This is a genomic window from Kocuria kalidii, from assembly GCF_044462225.1.
GTDB lineage: Bacteria > Actinomycetota > Actinomycetes > Actinomycetales > Micrococcaceae > Kocuria > Kocuria kalidii.
In genome coordinates this window covers 1-17373 of sequence record NZ_JBISWJ010000115.1, presented here as the reverse complement: position 1 = coordinate 17373, position 17373 = coordinate 1, and the positions used below count along the sequence as shown (strand labels likewise).

The 17373-nt window shown below is 73.7% G+C and carries 14 protein-coding genes; 5 read left to right on the top strand and 9 right to left on the bottom strand.

What is annotated here, in order from left to right; translation table 11 throughout:
• Positions 1 to 40 precede the first annotated feature (40 nt).
• From ACH9D3_RS17070 to ACH9D3_RS17055, 4 genes are all read left to right on the top strand, one after another.
• The gene (locus tag ACH9D3_RS17070; protein ID WP_396400478.1) at positions 41 to 1315 is read left to right on the top strand and encodes an ABC transporter substrate-binding protein; all 1275 of its coding nucleotides are present in this window, start codon (positions 41 to 43) and stop codon (positions 1313 to 1315) included.
• Positions 1316 to 1454: 139 nt separating this feature from the next.
• Positions 1455 to 2585 carry a sn-glycerol-3-phosphate ABC transporter ATP-binding protein UgpC gene (locus ACH9D3_RS17065; RefSeq protein WP_396411843.1) on the top strand — a complete coding sequence of 377 codons (1131 nt, stop codon included), beginning with the start codon at positions 1455 to 1457 and terminating at the stop codon, positions 2583 to 2585.
• Between the two features lie 69 nt (positions 2586 to 2654).
• Positions 2655 to 4679 carry a DUF6807 family protein gene (locus ACH9D3_RS17060; RefSeq protein WP_396411842.1) on the top strand — a complete coding sequence of 675 codons (2025 nt, stop codon included), beginning with the start codon at positions 2655 to 2657 and terminating at the stop codon, positions 4677 to 4679.
• Positions 4676 to 5746, top strand: a complete 1071-nt coding sequence (locus ACH9D3_RS17055) for a M24 family metallopeptidase (protein ID WP_396411841.1) — start codon at positions 4676 to 4678, stop codon at positions 5744 to 5746. The genes ACH9D3_RS17060 and ACH9D3_RS17055 overlap by 4 nt, the downstream gene beginning before the upstream one ends.
• Before the next feature lie 203 nt (positions 5747 to 5949).
• Here the strand turns inward: ACH9D3_RS17055 and ACH9D3_RS17050 are convergent, their stop codons facing one another.
• The 9 genes from ACH9D3_RS17050 to ACH9D3_RS17010 form a co-directional block, all read right to left on the bottom strand.
• On the bottom strand, positions 5950 to 7041 hold the full coding sequence (locus tag ACH9D3_RS17050; protein WP_396400474.1) for a mandelate racemase/muconate lactonizing enzyme family protein: 1092 nt from the start codon (positions 7039 to 7041) through the stop codon (positions 5950 to 5952).
• On the bottom strand, positions 7038 to 7994 hold the full coding sequence (locus ACH9D3_RS17045; protein ID WP_396411840.1) for an NAD-dependent epimerase/dehydratase family protein: 957 nt from the start codon (positions 7992 to 7994) through the stop codon (positions 7038 to 7040). Before ACH9D3_RS17045 ends, ACH9D3_RS17050 begins: the two co-directional genes overlap by 4 nt.
• A complete protein-coding gene (locus tag ACH9D3_RS17040) occupies positions 7991 to 9376 on the bottom strand; it encodes a Gfo/Idh/MocA family oxidoreductase (protein WP_396411839.1) in 1386 nt (461 codons plus the stop codon). Before ACH9D3_RS17040 ends, ACH9D3_RS17045 begins: the two co-directional genes overlap by 4 nt.
• Positions 9377 to 9565: 189 nt before the next feature.
• Positions 9566 to 10501 (bottom strand): ABC transporter permease subunit, encoded by a 936-nt coding sequence (locus ACH9D3_RS17035; RefSeq protein WP_396411838.1) that lies wholly within the window; start codon positions 10499 to 10501, stop codon positions 9566 to 9568.
• On the bottom strand, positions 10494 to 11459 hold the full coding sequence (locus ACH9D3_RS17030) for a carbohydrate ABC transporter permease (protein WP_396400470.1): 966 nt from the start codon (positions 11457 to 11459) through the stop codon (positions 10494 to 10496). Before ACH9D3_RS17030 ends, ACH9D3_RS17035 begins: the two co-directional genes overlap by 8 nt.
• 152 nt (positions 11460 to 11611) lie before the next feature.
• On the bottom strand, positions 11612 to 12835 hold the full coding sequence (locus ACH9D3_RS17025) for a glycerate kinase (protein ID WP_396411837.1): 1224 nt from the start codon (positions 12833 to 12835) through the stop codon (positions 11612 to 11614).
• Position 12836: 1 nt separating this feature from the next.
• Positions 12837 to 13739, bottom strand: coding sequence for a TIM barrel protein (locus tag ACH9D3_RS17020; protein ID WP_396411836.1), 903 nt, complete (start codon positions 13737 to 13739; stop codon positions 12837 to 12839).
• Positions 13736 to 14989, bottom strand: a complete 1254-nt coding sequence (locus ACH9D3_RS17015) for a dihydrodipicolinate synthase family protein (protein ID WP_396400467.1) — start codon at positions 14987 to 14989, stop codon at positions 13736 to 13738. Before ACH9D3_RS17015 ends, ACH9D3_RS17020 begins: the two co-directional genes overlap by 4 nt.
• Entirely contained in the window at positions 14986 to 16188 is a 1203-nt protein-coding gene (locus ACH9D3_RS17010) for a Gfo/Idh/MocA family protein (RefSeq protein ID WP_396400569.1), read from the bottom strand. The genes ACH9D3_RS17015 and ACH9D3_RS17010 overlap by 4 nt, the downstream gene beginning before the upstream one ends.
• A 156-nt stretch (positions 16189 to 16344) precedes the next feature.
• On the opposite strand from ACH9D3_RS17010, the gene ACH9D3_RS17005 reads away from it, so the two are divergent.
• Positions 16345 to 17343: a LacI family DNA-binding transcriptional regulator gene (locus ACH9D3_RS17005; RefSeq protein ID WP_396400466.1), complete on the top strand. Its 999-nt coding sequence runs from the start codon at positions 16345 to 16347 to the stop codon at positions 17341 to 17343.
• Positions 17344 to 17373: the final 30 nt, after the last annotated feature.

The window sequence follows — 17373 nt, the reverse complement described above, 5'->3', positions numbered from 1 at the left end:
TTTCCAGAGCGTTGACCCGACCCTAGGAGACTTGATCAGCATGAAGAGAACGGGAACTCTCGCGAAGGCCGCCACCGTCCTCAGCGTGTCGGCGATGGCGCTGACCGGCTGCGGCAGCGCGGACGGCGCCACGGACGACGGCAACGTGGAGCTGCGCTTCGCCTGGTGGGGCTCCGACACCCGCCACCAGCAGACGCAGGAGATCATCGACGCCTTCGAGGAGCAGAACCCGGGGGTCACCATCACCGGCGAGTACGGCGACTTCAGCGGCTACTGGGACAAGCTGGCCACGCAGACCGCCTCCAGCGACGCCCCGGACATCATCCAGATGGACGAGAAGTACCTGCGCGAGTACGCGGACAACGGCGCGCTGCTGGACCTCTCCGACGTGGACGTCAGCGAGCTCGACGAGGGCGTCGTGGACAGCGGCCGGACCGACGAGGGCCTCTTCGGCGTGGCCACCGGGGTCAACGTGATGGCCATGATGGCCAACCCGACCATCTACGAGGAGGCCGGGGTCGAGCTGCCGGACGACTCCACGTGGACGTGGGACGACTTCTCCGAGGTCTCCCAGCAGATCGCCGAGAACACGGACGCCTACGGCACCAGCGGCCCGAACGAGCCGGCCGGGTTCCAGATCTGGCTGCGCCAGCAGGGCAAGGAGCTGACCACCCCCGAGGGCGAGCTCGGCTTCGAGGCGAGCGACGCGGCCGACTACCTGGGCATGTGGCTCCAGATGATGAAGGACGGCGCCCTGCCCCCGGCCTCCGTGGTCACGGAGGACCAGGAGCCGGGACCGGACCAGTCGCTGACCGGCACCAACGGCGCCGCCATGGGCATGTGGTGGACGAACCAGCTGAACGCCCTCAACGCGGCGTCCGGCAACGATCTCGTCCCGCTGCGCTTCCCGAGCACGGACGGCACCGAGGGCGGTGCCCAGCTCTTCCAGAAGTCGGCGATGTTCATGTCCGGCTCCGCCCGCACCGAGCACCCGGAGGAGGTCAAGGCGTTCATCGACTTCATGGTCAACAGCGAGGAGGCCGGCATGATCAACCTCGCCGACCGCGGCCTGCCCGCCAACCAGACGGTGCGCGAGACCGTGGTGCCCGAGCTCAGCGAGGCGGACACCGCGGCCGCCGAGTTCATCGAGGAGATCCAGCCCGAGCTGGGCGAGGCGCTGCCGGTCCCGCCGCTGGGCTTCAGCACCCTGCAGGAGATCATCTACCGCTACGAGCTCGAGGTGCTCTTCGAGCGCGCGACCCCCGAGGAGGCCGCCGAGAGCATGATCGCCGAGATGGAGTCGGCGATCAGCTGACCCGAACGCTCCGCGGGTGCCGGCCGGGCGGCTGCGTCCGGCCGGCACCCNCCCGCGGCTCCACGCGCCCCGCACGGCGGGGCGACCACCCGCACACTTCGGATCGTCGGGCACGCACCTGCCCGTGGAGGGACACATCATGGCAACCGTGACGTTCGACAGCGCCACCCGCTTCTACCCGGGCGGCGAGAAGCCCGCGGTGGACAAGCTCGACCTCGAGATCGCGGACGGGGAGTTCCTCGTCCTCGTCGGGCCCTCCGGGTGCGGGAAGTCCACGTCCCTGCGGATGCTCGCCGGCCTCGAGGACGTGAACGCCGGACGGATCCGCATCGGGGACCGCGACGTCACCGACGTCCCCTCCAAGGACCGCGACATCGCGATGGTGTTCCAGAACTACGCCCTCTACCCGCACATGACCGTGGCCGAGAACATGGGCTTCGCCCTGAAGATCGCCAGGATCTCCGCCGAGGAGCGCCGCCGGCGGGTCGAGGAGGCCGCCAAGATCCTGGACCTGACCGACTACCTCGACCGCAAGCCCAAGGCCCTGTCCGGCGGACAGCGCCAGCGCGTGGCCATGGGCCGCGCCATCGTGCGCTCCCCGCAGGTGTTCCTGATGGACGAGCCGCTGTCCAACCTGGACGCGAAGCTGCGCGTGCAGACCCGCACCCAGATCGCCTCCCTCACCCGCCGCCTCGGCGTCACCACCGTCTACGTCACCCACGACCAGGTCGAGGCGATGACCATGGGCGACCGGGTCGCGGTCCTGAAGGACGGGCTGCTGCAGCAGGTCGACACCCCGCGGAACCTCTACGACCGGCCGACCAACGTCTTCGTGGCCGGGTTCATCGGCTCCCCCGCCATGAACCTGCTCGAGCTGCCCCTGACCGAGAGCGGCGTGCAGTTCGGCGGAGCCGTCCATCCCGTTCCGCGCGACGTGCTCGGCGCGACCCGTGAGCGGACCGTGGTCGTGGGCGTGCGCCCGGAGGACCTCGAGCAGGCCCCCGCGGGTGAGGGCCTCGCCGTGGAGATCGACGTGGTCGAGGAGCTCGGCGCCGACGCGTACGTCTACGGGCACACCACCGTCGACGGCGAGGAGCACCCGATCACGGGCCGCGTGGACGGGCGCACACCGCCGAGGGCCGGGACCACCACGCACGTCCGGCCGAAGCAGGGCCACGTGCACCTGTTCGACGCCAGGAGCGGGCAGCGCCTCGACCACGGGATCGCCCCGGCCGCGGACCGGGGGTCCAGCGCGGTCGCTCCCGCCTGACCTGCCCGCCCGACCCCGCCCGCCCGACCCCGCCCGTCGATCCCGTCCGTCGACCCCAGGAGATCCTCCGTGCAGACCGAGACCGTTCCCGCCCCCACCGTCCGCACCCCGCCGGAAGGGCCGGCCCGCGTCTGCCTGGTGGGGGTCGGGGGCTTCGGCGGACGCCACCTCGACAACATCCGCCGCCTCGAGCAGGAGGGCCGCGTCCGCCTGGTGGCGGCCGTCGACCGCCGGGCCGACGACGGGACGCTCGGGCCGGACGTGCCGATGTTCGGCGACCTCGAGCAGACCCGCGCCGCCGGGCTGGACGTGGACGTGGTGGTGATCTCCACGCCCATCGACACGCACTACGACCTCGCCCTGTCCGCCCTGCGCATGGGCGCCGACGTCCTGCTCGAGAAGCCGCCCGTGGCCAACCTCGACCAGTTCCGCCGCCTCCTCGAGGCCGCCGCGGCGGCGGACCGGCTCGTCCAGGTGGGCTTCCAGAGCCTCGGCTCCCACTCGCTGGAGGTCCTCCGGGAGCTGCTCGCGAGCGGGGAGATCGGACGGCTGCGCGCGGTGGGCGCCACCGGCCTGTGGTCCCGGGACACGGACTACTTCACCCGCTCCCCCTGGGCGGGGCGGCGCCGGATCGGCGGCGTGGACGTGGTGGACGGCGTGGTCACCAACCCGCTGGCCCACGCGGTCATGACCGCCCTGCACATCGCCGGCGCCCGCACCTGCGAGGACGTCGCCGAGCTGCGCACCGAGCTGTACCGGGCCAACGCCATCGAGTCGGACGACACCTCGGTCGTCCGGGTGCGCACGACGTCCGGCGTCCCGGTCACCTGCGCCCTGACCCTGTGCGCCGCCGAGCAGCAGGACCCGTTCATCACCGTCGACGGCACGGAGGGGCAGGCCGTCCTGCACTACACCGAGGACCGGCTGACCGTCACGGGCCCCGAGGGCACGCGCGTCGTCGAGTCCGGGCGCACCAACCTGCTCGAGAACCTGCTCGACGCCCGGCGCCAGGGCACCGCGCTGCTGTGCCCGCTGGCCTCCACGGGGGCGTTCGTGCGGGTGCTGGACGCCGTCCGCACCGCCCCGGACCCCGTCCGGATCGATCCCCGGCACGTGCGCTGGCACGAGGACGGCGGCACCGCACGGCGCGCCGTCCTCGACGGGATCGAGGACTGGGCGGCCCGGGCGGTCAAGGCCCAGTCGGACTTCAGCGGTCTGGGCGCCCCCTGGGCCCGCCCGGCCGCCACGAGCGGGAGCGTCGTCGTCGACGACCGCGAGGTCGCGCAGGTCCGCACGGGCGAGGACGTCGCCCCGACGTCCTCGCCGCGCCCGTTCCTGCACCCCGTCCGCACTCTCGGCGGCGTCACCGTCACGGACCAGCAGCCCCTGGACCACGTCTGGCACCTCGGGGTCTGCACGGCCCTCCAGGACGTGGACGGCGTCAACTTCTGGGGCGGGCGCACCTACACCCGGGAGGCGCAGCGCTACGTGTGGCGGGACGACCACGGCCGCGTGGTCCGCGTCGCGGCCCACCGCGCCGACGACCGGCTGGACGAGGAGCTCGCGTGGGTCGGCCCGGACGGCACCGCGGTGCTGACCGAGGAGCGGCGCTGGACGTTCCGGCCCGTGCGCGAGCACGCCTGGGAGCTCGGACTGCGCTTCCGCCTCTCCCCCGCCGGCGACCGTCCGGTGCGGCTGGGCAGCCCCGGTTCCAACGGACGGGTCGGCGGCGGCTACGGCGGCTTCTTCTGGCGGCTTCCCGCCTGCGCGGACGCCGACGTCTTCACCGCGGACGCGGCGGGCGAGGAGTCCGCGCACGGCAGCACGTCCCCGTGGCTGGCCTTCGCCGCCGACTTCGCGGGACGCCCCGCGACCCTCGTCCTGCGGCGCGGCGGCGACTCCGCCGACCCCTGGTTCGTCCGGCACGCCGGGTACCCGGGGGTGGGCCTCGCCCTGGCCTGGGACGCCACCGTCACGACGACGACGGACCGGCCCGTCGAGCGGGAGGTGCACGTGCTCGTCGTCGACGGCCGTCTCGACGCCCCCGGAGTGGCGGCCCTGCTCGAGGACGCGGCCCGGAGCCGGGACGCGTGAGCGCCCCGTCCCCGGAGCGGGCGGAGAAGCGCCGGCGGGTGCTGCGGGTGCTGGACGAGCACGGTGTCGACGCCGTGCTGCTGCAGAGCCAGCCCGCCGTGTCCTGGTACCTCGACGGCGCCCGTGTGCACGTCTCGCTCGCCGGCCCGCCGGTGGCTGCGGTCCTGGTGCACCGGGACGGCGACGAGCTGGTGACTCCCGCCAACGAGTCCGCCCGCCTGGTGGCCGAGGAGCTGCCGGCGGGCCTGCGGCGGCACGAGGTGCCCTGGCACGGGTCCCTGACGGCGCCGGAGGACTGGTGGCCCGGGGCGCGTGCGCTGGCCGTCGCCTCCGAGGACCGCGTCGCGGCGCCGCTGCGGGCGGCGCGGGCCTCGTTGCTGCCCGGTGAGGCGCTGCGCTACGAGCAGCTGTGCCGGGACGCCGCGGCCGTGCTGACCGACGCCCTGGCCTGGGCCACCCCCCGTACCACGGAGCGGGAGCTCGCCGCCGAGCTCACCGCGGGCCTCGTGCGGGTGGGTGCGGAGCCCCTCGTGGTGCTGTGCAGCGGTGCGGACCGCCTGCTCCACCGCCACCCCCTCCCGACGACGGGTCCGCTGGGCCGGCGCGCGATGGCGGTCGTCTGCGGCCGGCGCGGCGGGCTGATCGCCAACGTGACCCGCTGGGTGCGGTTCGGCCCGGCGGACCCCGCGGAGGCCGACGCCCACGCGAGGATCGCCGAGGTGGAGGCGGACGTCCTCGACGCGCTGCGCCCGGGGCTGCCCCTCGCCGACCTGCTGCCGGTGGTCCGCGGTGCCTATCCGCGCCACGGCTTCGGCGCCGAGGAGTGGACCCGGCACCACCAGGGCGGCCCGGCCGGCTACGCCGGGCGGGACCCGCGGCTCGCCCCCGGGGTGCCGGACCTCGTGCACGAGCACCAGGCCTTCACCTGGAACCCCTCCGCGCCGGGCACGAAGATCGAGGACACGGTGCTCCTGGGCCCCGACGGCGTCCGGACGCTCTCGGTGGATCCGCGCTGGCCCGTGCAGCGGGTCCGGGGCCGGGACCGTCCGGCCGAGCTGGAGCGCTGAGCGGCGCGCCGGCGCGTCCCGCGCCGCGCCGCGCCGTCGGCCGCTGACCGTCGGCTGGCGGTCAGCGGCTGCTGATCGTCGGCTGCCGGTCGTCGGCTGTTGATCGCCGGGGCAGCTCCCGGGCGGGGAACCCGCAGGTCACCTCCACGACCCCGTTCGTGCTCAGCACCCGGGACCCACGTGCGGTCAGGGTCGCCGCGCGCTCACACCACGGCTCCGTGCGCGGCGGGCAGCACCTGCTGCCGCAGCGCGAGGCCGAGGCCGGGCAGGTCCAGGGTCTCGAGCCGCGAGTCCGTCAGCACGACCGGGGACGGCCCGCTCAGGATGCCGAGATCCGCGAACCCGGCGTCCTCCACGACCTCCACCATGGTCGGCTCGGCGAGGGTCAGGGCCAGCTGCCCGGAGAGCTCGGGCAGCAGGTGCGGGGCGATCCCCACGTTGTGCGTGCGCGCCAGCTCCACGATGCGGCGGAACGGGGTGATGCCGCCCACCCGGACGATGTTCGGCTGGACGATGTCCACGGCGCCGGCGGTGATGAAGTCCCGGAAGCGGTAGATGTTGTGCAGGTTCTCCCCCAGCGCGATCGGGACGCGGCTGAACCGGCGCAGCTGCCGGTAACCCTCGAGGTCGTCCGCGCGCAGCGGCTCCTCGAGCCACGACGGCCCGAACTCGGCGAGGGCGTCCAGCGCCCGGCGCGCCGTGGGCAGGTCCCACCGCTGGTTGGCGTCGATCATGAGCCCCCGGTCCGGCCCGAGCAGCTCGCGGACGGCGGCCACGCGCCGGACGTCCTCGCGCAGGTCGGCCCTGCCCACCTTGATCTTGACGGCGCCGAAGCCCGCGGCGACCCACCGGCGCACCTGCTCCTGCAGCTCGTCCAGGTCGTAGTGCAGGTTGACGCCGGAGCCGTAGACGGCCACGCTCTCCTGCCGCCGGCCCAGCAGCGACGTGATCGAGAGCCCGGCCCGCCGCGCCCGCAGGTCCCACAGCGCCAGGTCCACGCCCGCGAGGGCGACGCCGGTCAGGCCGGCGCCTCCTTCGTGCAGGTGCTTCCAGGCGTCGTCCCAGAGGGCCTCGGGGTTCTCCGTGCGCCCCCGTACGAAGTCCGCGAGGTCGTCGTCGAGCAGGGCCTGCACGGCCGTCGCCCCGATGGTCGGGGTCCAGGAGAAGCCCGTCCCGGTGGCCCCGTCCTCGGCCACGACCGTGACGGCGACCAGGTGGTTCTGCGGCGCTCCCGGCCCCCAGCTGCGCAGCAGCCGGGCGGTGATGAGTTCGGTGTGCAGGGCGGCGATGCTCATGCGGTGTCCTCTCCATGCCGGCCGGTGACCGTGGGCGCCCCGGACGCGGCGACCCCCGCGCCCTCCCGGAGCTCGGTGCGCCAGGTGCGCACCGGCTCCCAGCCCAGGACCCGGCGGGCCTTGTCGATGCTGAAGGCGGGGGCGGTCCCGGTCAGCCCCGCGGCGAGCCGCTCGCTGCCCGGGACGAACTCGGGGACGACCTCCGCGAGCGGGCGCCGGGCCAGGGCGTCGGCGGCGCCCACGAGGAACGTGTCACCGTTGGTGATCGCGCCCATCCGCTCCAGGAGCGCCTCGAGGAACGACGTGACGTCGCGGGCGTCCACGTAGTTGAACAGCGCCGGCGCCGCGAGCGCGGGGTCGTCGAGCCGCTCCAGCACGGTGTGGCCCTGCTGGGTCGGGGCGCCCTCCCACTCCTCGGGGGCGATCACGTAGCAGGGGCGGAAGGAGGCGTAGCGCACGGACCCGCCCTGGGCCGCCGCGAACATCTGCGCCACCTGCTCCGCCACGTGCTTGGACAGCCCGTAGGCGTGCCACGGGCGGGGCGGCGTCTCCTCGGTCAGCGGGAAGGAGGGCGGCAGCCAGCCCGCCGGGCACCCGTAGCCCAGCACCGTGGGGCTGCTGGCCATGACGATCCGGCGCACGCCGGCCTCGGTCGCCGCGCCCGCCACGTTGTGCGCGATCACCGCGTTGGTCTGCAGGATGACGTGCTCGGGGGCGCTGAACGGGACCGCGATGGCCGCCAGGTTGATCACGGCGTCCGGGCGGGCGTCGCGGATCAGCGCGTGCGTGGACCCCGGGTCGGTGAGCTCCGCGCCGCGGTGCTCCACGGCGGGGTGGGGGTCGGCGGGCAGGGACCGGTCGACGCTGACGACGTCGTGCCCGGCCCCCGCGAGCCCGGCCACGACGCTGCGCCCGAGCCGGCCCGAACCGCCGGTGACGAGGATGCGGCTCATGCCGGGACCTCGCTCCGGTCCGCCGCGGCGGCCCCCAGCTCCAGCTCGGCGATCCGGACGGGCAGCCCGGACTCGAGGGAGCGGTTGCCCGCGATGCCCACGGCCACCGCCGCCACCCCGTCCCGGTAGCCGGACGGCCGGCCGTAGGGGTCCTCGCCGGGGCCCCGGAAGACGTCGGCCAGCAGCAGGCGGTCCCCGCCGCCGTGGCTCCCGGCGCCGTTGCTGATGGTGACCTCCTCCGCGGCGCCCCAGTGCCGCTGGACGGTCAGGTGCTCGCCGCGGCTGCGGGCCCCGCCCCGGTGGGGGCCCACCGTGACCGAGGGGTCGACCGGGGAGCCGCCGCTCGCGGGCAGCACGGCGGCCCGCTCCACGACCTCCAGCTCGGCGCGGCCCTCGGTGCCGTTGACGGCCACCCGGTACCCCTCCCACGGCGCGTGCGCGTTGAGGGAGTAGGAGAGGGTGGCGCCGCGGGCGTAGTCCACCACGAGGGCCAGGTTGTCCTCGATGGTGATCCCCTCGGAGAACACGTCCTGGTCCCGGCGGTAGCCGTCGTGGTGCTGGTGGTCGAGGTAGAGCCGGCTCAGGCGCTCGTCGGTGCGCAGGTCCAGGGCGAAGGGGTCGCCGTCCACGGGGTCGCGACCCGGGGCGCCGGTGAGCGCCCGGGCCTCGGCGTTGTCCCGGCCGTAGAACCGGAGCCCGCCCGAGGCGAAGACCCGTTCCGGGGTGTCCCCGAGCCACCAGTTGACGAGGTCGAAGTGGTGGGACGACTTGTGCACCAGCAGCCCGCCGGAGTTCTCCTTCTGCCGGTGCCAGCGGCGGAAGTAGTCGGCGCCGTGCACGGTGTCCAGCATCCAGCTGAAGTCCACGGAGGTGACCGCGCCGATCCGCCCGGACCGGATCACGTCCTTGAGCGCGGTGTTGCGCGGGGAGTACCGGTAGTTGAAGGTCACCACCACGTGGCGCCCCGTCTCCTCGACGGCCGCGGTGATGCGGCGGCAGCCCTCCGCGTCCACGGTCAGGGGCTTCTCGACGACGGCGTCGGCCCCGGCGCGCAGCGTCTCGCAGATGTAGTCGGCGTGGGTGAAGTCCGGGGTGGTGATGAGGACGCGGTCGATGGCCTGCTCGCGGATCACCCGGGAGAGCGCCGCGGGGTCGAGGACGTCGATCCGCACGCCCGCCGTCTCCTCGACCAGGCGGCGGTAGTGCTCGGCCCGCCCCGGGTTGGTGTCGCCCACCGCCACCAGCTCGGCGACGTCGGCGTGGTCGTCCAGCAGCGAGCGGAGGTACATCTCGCACCGGTTGCCGGCGCCGACCAGGACGTACCGGGTCCGTCCGCCGTGCTGTGCCGTGCCGGCCGTGCCGCTGTGCTGTGCGCTGCGCATCGAGTGCTCCTGAATTCTGGAGGTGGGTGTCGTGTGGGTGTTCGGTGGGTGGACGTCCGGCCGGGAGGCGCCGGGTCAGGGTGGTTAGGGGGTCGTCCCCGGCCCGGGCGGGCCGGGGACGACCCCCGCCGCCCGGACCCGCTGCGTGGCCCCGGCACCCGCCGCGTGGCCCCGGCCGGGTGCTGCCGGTTACTTGATGCCGGTGGTGGCGATGCCCTTCACGAGGAACTTCTGTCCCACGAGGAAGGCGACGAACACCGGGAGCAGGGACACGATCGACATCGCGAACAGCGATCCCCACGAGGACTCCCCGGTGGCGTCCACGAAGGCCCGCAGGGCCACGGGGACGGTGAACATGCTCGGGTCGGTCAGGTAGATCAGGGCGCTGAAGAAGTCGTTCCAGGTCCAGATGAACGTGAAGATCGTGGTGGTGGCCAGCGCCGGGACCATCATCGGCAGGATGATCTGCCCGAAGATGCGGGCGTGCCCGGCGCCGTCGATGCGTGCCGCCTCGTCCATGTCCTTGGGGATGCCGCGGATGAACTGCACCATCAGGAACACGAAGAACGCGTCGGTGGCGAGCAGCTTGGGCACGATGAGCGGCCAGAAGGTGTTCACCCAGCCGATCTGGGAGAACAGGATGTACTGCGGCACGATCACCACGTGGAACGGCAGCATGATCGTGAGGAGCATGAGGGCGAAGGCCGGCTTCTTGAAGCGGAACTCGAGCCGGGCGAACGCGTAGGCCGCCATGGAGCAGGAGACCAGGTTGCCGACGATGCACCCGAGGACCACGACCGCGGAGTTGAACAGGTACACGCTGAACGGGCTCGACAGGGCGTTCCACCCGTCGGTGTAGTTCGCGGTCTCGAGGGTCTGCAGCAGGATCCCGGGCTCGCGGAAGATGATGTCGTCGGGACGCAGGGAGCTGGCCACCATCCACAGGAGCGGATAGATCATCACGGCGCCGGTGAGGATCAGCGCCAGGTGCTTCAGCAGGGCGCGGATCCGCGTCCGGGGGCTGGGCCCCCGCTTCCGGTCGTGCGGCGAGCTCTCGGGAGGCGCCGGGGCGGTGCCCTGCTCGTCCGTCGCAGCGGGGTCGTAGGCGATTGTCGAATTAGTCATCGTAGAACACCCAATACTTAGACGCGATGAAGTTGAGAGCGGTGAACGCCCCGATGATGACGAGCAGCAGCCAGGCCATGGCCGCGGCGTAGCCCATGTCGAACTGGCCGAAGCCCGTCTGGTACAGGTACAGCGTGAAGAACATCGTCGAGTCGGACGGCCCTCCGCGGCCGCCGGAGACGATGAACGCCTGGGTGAAGGACTGGAACGCCTGGATGATCTGGAGCACCAGGTTGAAGAAGATGATGGGGCTCAGCAGGGGCAGCGTGATCCGGAGGAACTGCGTGATCTTGCCGGCGCCGTCGATCGAGGCCGCCTCGTAGTACATGGCGGGGATCTGCCGCAGGCCCGCGAGGAAGATGATCATCGGGGCCCCGAAGGTCCACACGTGCAGCAGGATGAGGCTGCCGAGCGCGGTGCGCGGATCCGCGATCCAGCCGATGCCCTCGATGCCCACGAGGGCCAGGACCTGGTTGACCAGCCCGGAGGTGCCGAAGAGCTGCTTCCACAGGATCGCGATCGCCACGGAGGCGCCCAGCAGGGACGGCAGGTAGAAGACGGAGCGGTAGAACGCCAGTCCGCGCAGTCCCCGGTCGAGGACCATGGCGATGGCCAGTGCCAGCATGAGCTGCAGCGGCACGCCGACGAACACGTACGTGAAGGTCACCTGCAGCGAGTTGTGCAGCCGCTCGTCCGCCAGCATCCGGGTGAAATTCTCCATCCCGACCCAGTCGGGTGCCCGCATGAGGTTGTAGTCGGTGAAGGACAGGTAGAGGGACATCAGCATGGGGCCGAGGGTGATGGCCACGAGGCCCACGATCCACGGCGCCAGGAAGACCACCGCCGCCTTGTTGTCCCGCCGGTCGGCCCGGGTCCGGCGCGGGGTCCTCTTCCGGTCCCGGCCCGTGGGCTGACCCTCGGGGAGGCCTTCGCGGGTGATCTGCTCCACGGCGCTCATACCGGGACCACCCCCCGGACCGTCCGCGCCCGGGACCCCCGGAGCGGGCCTGCAACGATGTGACTCGATGTCATCGGTATCTCCTCGGAACGAGTGGGAAAGCGTTTTCCAGATCGGCGTTGCGTCCAGGCTAGTGGCCGGTCACTGTGACGTCAACCACAATCTACGGTTGTTTCGTGCCCGGTCACGGGCAGCGACTCGCCCGGGGGCGGTGGGGCGCCGGCCAGGAGCCGCAGCGCGTCGAGCGTCGCGAGCTGCCCGTAGCGACCCGCCTCCTCCTGCGCGGCCCGGACGGACGGGGCGACGTCCACGAGCGAGGCCGCCGCGCGGATCCCCGCGCCGCGCAGCTGCTCGGGGGACAGGGCCAGCCGCCCGGCGACGGCCACGACGGGGATGCCCCGGTCCGCGGCCAGGGCGGCGGCGGCGAGGGGGGCCTTGCCCTCCAGCGACTGGAGGTCCATCGACCCTTCGCCGACGACCAGCAGGTCCGCGTCCGCGAGCTGCTCCTCGAGCCCCACGAGGGAGGACACGAGGTCGAACCCGCGCTCGAGCGTCGCCGGGGTCAGGGCCAGGAAGCCGGACGGGAAGCCGCCGGCGGCGCCGGCGCCCGGGAGCAGGAAGGGACGGGCCCCGTCGAGGCCCGCCAGCAGGCCGGCCCATCTCCGGAGGGCGGCGTCCAGCTCGCACCGGACGTCGTGGTCCGCACCCTTCTGTGCGGCGAACACGTGGGCGGCCCCGTCGGGTCCGTGCAGCGGGTTCCGCACGTCCACGGCCAGCCGCAGCCGCACCGACCGCAGCCTCGGGTCCAGTCCGGAGACGTCCAGGCGGGCGGCGGACAGCAGCCCCTCCCCGCCCAGGGGGACCGGGGCGCCGTCGTCGTCGAGGACGTCCAGGCCGAGGGCCCGGAGGGCGCCCGAGCCGCCGTCCGTCATCGCCGAGCCGCCGAGGCCGACGACGACGTCGGTCGCCCCGGCGTCCAGCGCCGCGCGGATCAGCTGGCCGCAGCCGTAGCTGTGCGCCGCCCGGGCGCTGGCGGGGCTCGGGCGCACCTGGTCCAGACCGCTCGCCTGGGCGGACTCGAGCACCGCGGCGGCGGCACCGGAGGACGTCGTGCGCATCGCCCAGCGCGCCCGCACCCGGCCCTCCACCGCGCCCCGGACGAGGGTGCGGCGCAGCCTCGCCCCGGCCGCCACGGCGGCGTCGACCGTGCCCTCGCCGCCGTCGGCCAGGGGCACGGCACGGATCCGTGCTCGGGGCCGGTGCCGGCGCACCCCGGCCCCGAGCACGGCGGCGGCCTCCGCCGCCGTCAGCGAGCCCTTGAACTTGTCGGGGGCCACGACCACCCGGGGGCGGTCGCCGAGCTCGTGCGGCCCCACGTCAGGCGGTCGTGCGAGCGGGGGCGTCGGTCAGGGACGGCAGCACGACGGACTCCCAGCGCTCCTTCATCACGGCGAGCGTGACGTCCGGGTCCTGGTCGAAGATCTCCTGGTTGAAGATCTCGACCTCCACCGGACCCGTGTAGCCGGCGGCGGCGACCCAGCGCCCGATCGTGGCGAAGTCGATCACCCCGTCCCCCATCATCCCGCGGGAGAGCAGGGCGTCGGCGGCGATGGGCAGGTTGAAGTCGCAGACCTGGTAGGCGGCCAGCCTGCCCTCCGCCCCGGCCCGCGCGATCTGGGACTCCAGCCCGGGGTCCCACCAGACGTGGAAGGTGTCCACCACCACGCCCACGGCGTCCACCGGGTGCGGAGCCGCGAGGTCGAGGGCCTGCTCGAGGGTGGAGAGCACGGCCCGGTCGGCCGCGTACATGGGGTGGAGCGCCTCGAGCACGAGGCGCACCCCGTGCTCGAGGGCGTAGGGGACCAGCTCGGCGAGGCGCTCGGCGACACGCCCGCGGGCCGCCACGACGTCCTTGTCGGCCCGGTCGCCCTCGCCCCCCAGGACGTGGGCGGCGGCGGGCAGACCGCCCACCACCATGATCAGCTCGCTCGTGCCCAGGGCGCGGGCCTCCCGGATCGCGGCCCGGTTGCTCTCGAGCGCGGCCCGGCGGCCGGCCTCGTCGGCCGCCGTGAGGAATCCGCCGCGGCACAGGCTGGACACCTGCAGACCGGCCTGCGAGATCATCCCGGCCGCGTTCTCGAGCCCCGCCTCGGCGACCCGGTCGCGCCACACGCCGATGTGCCCCAGTCCCGCCCGGGCGGTGGCGTCCACGGCCTGCTGCAGGGTGAGGTTGCGGGTGGTGCCGGTGTTCAGCGACAGCTGGAACCCGCCCCCGCTCATGCCGCACCCCCGGTCCGGCCGGCGGACGCGAGGACCGGTGCGCCCACGCCCGCCCCCTCGAGGAACGTGGTCATCCTCCGCGCGGCCAGCTCGGGGTCGAGCAGCAGCCCGGCCCCGTCGGCCAGCCGGAAGACCTCGGCGAGGTGGGTCACCGAGCGGCCCGAGTGCAGCCCGCCGACCATCTGGAAGCCGGGCTGGCTGCCGTTGAGCCACGACAGGAACGCGATGCCGCACTTGTAGTAGAAGGTCGGGGCGGTGAAGACGTGGCGCCCCAGGGCCTCCGTGGAGTCGAGGATCGCGCGCGCCCGCCCCGGCTCCCCGGCGTCGTAGGCCTGCAGCGCGGTGGACGCCGCCGGGTAGATGCCCGCGAAGATGCCCAGCAGCGCGTCGGAGTGGCGGCTGCCGTCGCCGTCGATGAGCTCGGGGTAGTTGAAGTCGTCGCCGGTGTAGAGGCGGACCCCGTCGGGCAGGACCGCCCGCAGCCGGGTCTCGTGGGCCGCGTCCAGGAGGGACACCTTGACGCCGTCCACCTTGCCCGGGTGGGACCGGATGAGCTCGAGGAACGTCTCCGTGGCCGTGTCGACCGCGTCGCTGCCCCAGTACCCGGCCAGCGCCGGGTCGAACATCGTGCCCAGCCAGTGCAGGACCACCGGGTGCCGGGCCTCGCCGAGCAGCTGGGAGTAGACCCGCAGGTAGTCGTCGGCGCCGCGGGCGGCCCGCACGAGGGCGCGGGACGCCATCAGGATCGCCTTCGCCCCGGCGCCCTCGACCACCTCGAGCTGCTCCCGGTAGGCCTCGACCACGGCGCGCAGACCGGCCTCGCCGGCCGTGACGCCCGCCGGGTCCAGCTGGTCCGTCCCCGCCCCGCACGCGATGAGGTCGCGGACGGTCCGGCCCTCCAGCGCCGGGTTCCCGCTGCTCAGCGCCGCCGAGGCCTCGGCGGTCGAGCGCCGGACCAGCTGCTGGGTGGCCGGCCAGTCCAGGCCCATGCCCCGCTGGGCGGTGTCCATGGCGTCGGCGACGCCCAGGCCGTAGGACCAGATGTCGTGGCGGAAGCCCAGGGTCGCGTCCCAGTCGAGCTGCGCCGGCGCGCCGGGGGTGTTGTCCGCGAGGGCCAGCGGCACCACGTGCGCGGCGGCGTAGGCCTTGCGCGCGGACAGGGGAGCCTGCGGCCGGGTCCAGCTTCCCGGCCCGGAGAGCACGTGCTCGACGAGGGAGCCGCTGCCGTCCGGCAGGAGCACGGCGCTCATCGGACGGCCTCGGCGGTCCGGTGCCCCGCCGGGGACAGCTCGATCGCCGGGATGTCGATGGTGCGGCGCTCGGCCGAGGAGCGCAGGCCCAGCTCCGCCAGCTGGACGCCGCGGGCGGCGGAGAGCAGCCCGAAGCGGTGCTCGCGCCCCGCGACGACGTCGGCCAGGAACTCCTCCCACTGCGCCTTGAAGCCGTTGTCCAGCTCGGCGTTGGCCGGCACCTCCAGCCACTGGTCGCGGAAGGACTCGGTGACGGGCAGGTCCGGGTTCCAGACCGGCTTGGGCGTGTGGGCGCGCTGCTGGGCCACGCACTTGTTCAGCCCGGCGACCGCCGAGCCGTGGGTGCCGTCCACCTGGAACTCCACGAGCTCGTCGCGGTACACGCGCACGGCCCACGAGGAGTTGATCTGCGCGACGACGGGATCGCCCTCGGGGGTCTCGAGCTCGAAGACGCCGTAGGCGGCGTCGTCCGCGGTGGCCGGGTACTCGTGGCCCTGCTCGTCCCACCGCGCGGGGATGTGCGTCACGGCCTTCGAGGTCACGGACCGGACCGGCCCCACGAGCCCCTCGAGGACGTAGTTCCAGTGGCAGTACATGTCGGTGGTCATGGACCCGCCGTCCTCCCGCCGGTAGTTCCAGGACGGACGCTGGGCCTCCTGGTGCTCGCCCTCGAAGACCCAGTACCCGAACTCGCCGCGCAGGGACAGGATCCGGCCGAAGAAGCCCTCGTCCACGAGCCGCCGCAGCTTGACGAGGCCGGGGAGGTAGAGCTTGTCGTGCACCACGCCGGCGGTGACGCCGCGCTCCTGGGCGAGCTGCGCCAGCTCGACCGCCTCGTCCAGGGTCTCGGCGGTCGGCTTCTCGGTGTAGACGTGCTTGCCGGCGCGCATGGCCTTCTTCAGCGTCTCCGCCCGCAGGCTGGTCATGGAGGCGTCGAAGACGATGTCCACGGTGGGGTCCTCGATGACCGCGTCGAGGTCGGTGGTCCACTGCTCCACGCCGTGGCGGCGCGCCAGCTCGGCGACCTTGGCCTCGTTGCGGCCCACGAGGACCGGCTCCACGGTCACGCGGCTGCCGTCGGGCAGGGTGATGCCGCCCTGGTCCCGGATGGGCAGGATCGAGCGCAGCAGGTGCTGCCGGTAGCCCATGCGGCCGGTGATGCCGTTCATGGCGATGCGGAGAACTCGGGGTTCGGACATCATCAACTCCAGATGATTCGGGAAATTGGTAGGAAAGCGCTTTCCACTCTATGGTTGGCTCAGTGTGACTGTCAACACGTTTTCGCCACCGGACTCGCCCGGCGCCGCGGGACGAGACGCCCACCGGGTGCGGTGAGGAGGAAGCAGGACCGGACGATGAGCGCAGTGACCCTGTCCCAGGTGGCCCGGCAGGCCGGGGTGTCCCTGGCCACCGCGTCCCGGGTGCTCAACGGGTCGGACCGCCGGCCGGCGGAGCACATCGCGGAGCGCGTCCGGGACGCCGCGGAGGCCCTCGGCTACGTGGCCAACGCCCAGGCCCAGGCCCTGGCCCGGTCGACCACCGGGCTGGTCGGGCTCGTGGTCCACGACATCGCCGACCCCTACTTCTCCTCCATCGCGAAGGGCGTGCAGCGCCGGGCTCGTGCGGACCGGCACCAGCTGCTGCTGGCCGCGACCGACGGCACCGACCAGCTCGACGCCGTCGCGGCCTTCGCCGCCCACCGCACCGACGCGATCATCATGGCGGGCTCGCGGCGGCGGGAGATCGACCCCCGGCTGCTCGCCGAGCTCTCCCGGTACCAGCGGAACGGCGGCCGGGTGGTGACCATCGGCCAGGCCTGGCTCGAGGGCGCCGGGGCGGTCACCATCGACAACCGCAGTGCCGGCGCCGACCTGACGGACATGCTGGTGGGAACGGGCCGCACCCGCTTCGCCCACCTGGGCGGACCGGTCGAGCTGGCCAGCGCGGCGGAGCGCAGGGCGGGCTTCCGGGCGGCCCTCGAGCGGGCGGGACTGGAGCCGGAGGCCGAGGTCACGGAGGACTTCAACAGCCAGGGCGGCTACGAGGCGGCGCGGGCGCTGGTGGACCGGCTCGGACCCGGCGCCGTGCGCGGGCTCACGGTCGTGGTCGGCAACGACGTGATGGCGCTGGGGGCGATCGCGGGCTTCCGGCACGCCGGGCTGCGCGTGCCGGAGGACCTGTGGGTGGCCGGCTTCGACGACATCCCCAACCTGCGGGACTTCTCCCCCGGGCTGACCACCGTGCGCTTCCCCCTGGAGCAGATCGGGCGGGACGCCGCGGACATCGCCCTGAGCCACGACGAGGCCCGGGTGGAGCACGTGGTGGGCGAGATCGTGCGGCGCGAGAGCGCCTGACCCCGGGCACGCCCGAGGCGCCGCCGCCGG